The following is a 3,671-nucleotide window of genomic DNA, read 5'->3' on the forward strand; positions in this document are numbered from 1 at the left end:
CGGCGCATGGCGGCCTCCTTGGTCTTGGTCTGTGGGTGGGGTTTGACGAGCAGCCTGTGCATCGAGCTTTTCAGCCAGGCTAGGTTTGGTGGGATTGACTGGATAGGTCGTTGCTGCAGCTGGTGCTTCACCCTCGGGGTAGAACTCTTCCACGATGGCGCTGGCATCCTCCTCGCTGTCTTCGAACGCACCGTTGCCAAAGCCACGTCGTGCTGCCTCATCCAAAGCGGCTTGATCGAAGCCCGCAGCCTGGCGCCTCGAATCGAGTTCGCTGGCCGTCACCAGTGCTTCAGCCATGTCCATGCTGCCGCGTACTGTCAGGTCGGCGTAGAAGATCGGCGTGCCATGGCTTTGTCGCGTCGACTTCCCACGAAGACGCAGCTCCAGCGGCAGACAGGCCAGGCGGTTACCAGAGATGGCTTGGAAGTAATGCAGGCGAGCCGCCAAGGTGCGGATGCTGTTGAAGCCGGTGGTGCGAAACACGAAGCTACCCAGCGGATCCTCATCGCCAATGAGTACGTTCAGGCGGCCGTAGGGCTTGCAGGCACCGCCTTTCGCCATCGGGCAGGCATCCGGTGAAGGGCAGGGCAGCGACTGCATGCCGTCCTGAGTGGCTCGCTTGCAGGTTTCGCCATTGCCGACGCAAACCGGGCGCCCCGATTGCCGGTCGAACAGCGTGTAGTCAGCGCGGAAGTTCAGCTCCGGTTCGTTGAACAGCAGGCGTACCGGAATGCCGCGTAGCTTGTCGTCCTTGCTCTGGCGCAGCTCATCGTTGAGCGGGTGTACCAGCCAGCCGTCGCGACTCTGTACCTGGGAAGTGATGGTGAATTGGTCATCCTTTTCCGGCAGGCGCTTGCCGTTCTTCTCAATGACTTTGCCGATGGAAATCCGTCCGAGCACCGGCGGGGTGATAGCCAGACCTTTGAGCATGGTGGTTCTCCTGAAAATGAAAAAATGCCAGCCACGCAGCGTGAACTGCATGGGCTGGCCAAGGGGAGGGAGTTATGAGAAGAGGTTGGAATCAGCCGACCAAGAAGCGCCGTGCACCGGGTTTGATCAGCGAATATTTGGCTTTCAGGTGCGGTCTCTCCTGAAGTAGCCGGGCCACGTCGAAGCCGACGCTGTCTTTGGTTTTACGCCAGCTGATGTACCCGTTGGTGAACTCAGCCCGACTGGCATCGCCCATGGCCTGTTGCAGCATCTGCTTGAGCTGGGCTTCACGCTTTTCCTTATCGGCAATCGCTTGGCGCAGTGCTTTGAGCTCAATGTAGGCCGCTGACAATCCAGCATGACCGCTGAAATCCACGGTCTCGCCCGAGTCCGTAGGGAATAAGCAGCGCAGGGCGGTCTCGGCGGAAGCTGTGCCATCTGCGGGCGGTGGTGTATCCGTTTCCACGTACTGCCAGAAACATCGTTCGAGCTCGATCAGGCGAGCGATCATCTGCTCATCCCGCTCTATGCGGTGGATCTCCAGATGCTGCCCTCCGAGCACAACCGCCACATCGGCAGCCTGCTTGCCCGTGACGGCGAGCTGATGCATCACCTGCAACTGCACATATTCGGGCACGCCCTCTTTCCAGAGGCGTGCCCCGTTTATGCCGGCTGTCTTGCATTCGAGGATCTGCACGTCGTCGGCACCGATTACTTCGCGGTCGATATTGGCTAGCATCCAGGACAACTCAGGATCCGGGTGCTGCAGCACGGCATTGATTCGGCGGACCTTGTTCTTGGTGCGCTTGCTGTAATGCCAGGCCACGATGGGCTCTAGGACGTTGCCCCAGTACATCGGGCTGTCCTCATCATCGGGATCGGTTTTTGGTAATCCGGTGTCGCGCCCGGTCTTTTCCAGCCACAGCTCCAGTTGCGATTTGTAGGGGTTGAGGCCGACGGCAGCGGCTGCATCGGAGCTGCCGATGCCTTGCTTGCGGACTGCCAGCCAATCTTCGCGAGGCAATTCCTTGGTGCTGATCAGACGCAAAGCCGGACGGGGTTTGCTGGTACTGCGGTTCAATGAGGTTGCTTTCATGCTGTTCACCTTGCAGGCATAAAAACGCCCAGCCAGCGCGAAGCTGACCGGGCGATACGGTTGAGATGGGGTGATGGGGGTTAGGCAGCGAGCTGAAGAGCGGTATCCAGGGCTCGTTGCTTGATCTGCGCGCCTTGGCCGAACCAGGCTGAATCAAGCCGGTACTCAGTGCTACGTGCACGCCGTTCGTGATCGACATACTCGGTCACGGCATTGAGCAGGCCCCAGGCGGTGCCTTTGGCCGATTCCAGCTGACTGCCCCGGCCCCGGCCTTCGTAGAGCTCCTGAACCTTGCGCAGGGCGCGCTCGTTGGGTAGCTGTTCAGGAAGCTGGCCAGTCGGACTGACCTCGCACATGACGTTCATAAAGAAGCCCATTGCCTCATGCCACTGCACCTTACGCTCAGCCAGATGGCGCATGCGGTGCATGAAGTCGTCCCATTGCGAGACGGCGATGCCGAGCTGCTTCTTCACCGTATTGGGATCGAAGCGAGTGTTGTGCGGCACCTTGATGGCTCGGCTGGTGCCGTCCAGAGCGATGGTCAGGGTGTTGTTGCACACCACGCGAACAGTGGTCGGCGTTGCGGTGGTGGCCAAGGTGCCGTCGCACGACGTAGCCAACAGCAGGTAGCCGTTGACCTGGTCGTTACCCTTGATCGCCGTGCCTTGCCCAGTGCGTGCAAGCGCCCAGAACTTGCGCCCACCCTTGAGCACGCCAGCTGTCTCCAGTTCATAGCCGGAGACCTCGGTTAGATCCCGGTAAAACTCCAGTACCTCGCGTGGCTGCACGGTGTGATAACGCTTGGATACCACTGACAGCGGGGCTTTGGTATCCGAGCGATAGAGCACCTTCTGCTCAGGGAAGGAATGAATCGTACCGAGGTGGCCGATAGCGTCCGATTTGAAATGAACGGGGCTTTCCAAGATTTGCCAGTCCATTCCAGCTTCACGTTGCCAGACCTCAATGGGCTGTTTTTGCGGCAGGTTGTTGCCCAGACCGTGCCAAGGGGTAGCTCCGGCGTAGGCCATGGTTTCGACGAGATGAGCCATGAGAACGATTCCTTTGGGTGCGCGCCGGCATAAGCGCCGCGCAGAGCGCAGCACCGGCTGGGAGTTAGAGAAAGAGGGAGTGGAGCCGCCTGATCAGGTCGGCAGATTGAAGCGATGCCCGCAGAGCAGGCAGAGGTTGTTAGCCAGGACGTGGCGATCGAGCTTGTGGCCAAGCTGAGCGCCGAGCGCGCAGCCACCGACGCCGCCGGCCAGTCCGCCGAGGATGGCTCCGGAGATTGAGCCGACGGTAATACCGACAGGGCCGGCAATAGCGCCAACAGCCGCCCCGGCTTGACCGCCAGCCAGCGCAGCACTGATGCCACGAGCAGCACCGCCGACCGTGCCGACAGCAGCGGCGATCTTCATGGCGTGGTGGAAGGAAGCGACTTTGGGGGAACGACAGCGAGGGCACTGCAATGACATGAGGTGAACCTTCTTGATGGTGATGTCATTGCGGTTATGTAGGGCTGAGATTTTTTTGAATCGAATGGCCGGCTTTCAGGCGCGTATCAAATCGAGCAATGGGCTGGAGTCGGCCAAAAGCAGCCGCTCGGATATCTCTGCAAAAGCTGGGCTCTTCACTCGACGAAGAAATT

Annotated in this window: 4 protein-coding genes; all 4 read right to left on the reverse strand. The window is 60.0% G+C overall.

The genetic code is table 11. From position 1 onward, the window contains the following. Positions 1-930 (reverse strand): hydrolase or metal-binding protein (locus NA619_RS24785; protein WP_255964422.1); only part of this gene is annotated, 930 nt, incomplete at its 3' end. 91 nt (positions 931-1,021) lie between these two features. After that, positions 1,022-2,026, reverse strand: a complete 1,005-nt coding sequence (locus tag NA619_RS24790) for a YqaJ viral recombinase family protein (RefSeq protein ID WP_230358456.1) — start codon at positions 2,024-2,026, stop codon at positions 1,022-1,024. A gap of 80 nt (positions 2,027-2,106) precedes the next feature. Next, on the reverse strand, positions 2,107-3,075 hold the full coding sequence (locus tag NA619_RS24795) for a DUF932 domain-containing protein (RefSeq protein WP_255964423.1): 969 nt from the start codon (positions 3,073-3,075) through the stop codon (positions 2,107-2,109). A gap of 93 nt (positions 3,076-3,168) precedes the next feature. Beyond that, positions 3,169-3,498 carry a hypothetical protein gene (locus NA619_RS24800; RefSeq protein ID WP_063540914.1) on the reverse strand — a complete coding sequence of 110 codons (330 nt, stop codon included), beginning with the start codon at positions 3,496-3,498 and terminating at the stop codon, positions 3,169-3,171. Positions 3,499-3,671: the final 173 nt, after the last annotated feature.

The sequence above is a fragment of the Stutzerimonas stutzeri genome (genome assembly GCF_024448895.1).
GTDB lineage: Bacteria > Pseudomonadota > Gammaproteobacteria > Pseudomonadales > Pseudomonadaceae > Stutzerimonas > Stutzerimonas stutzeri_Q.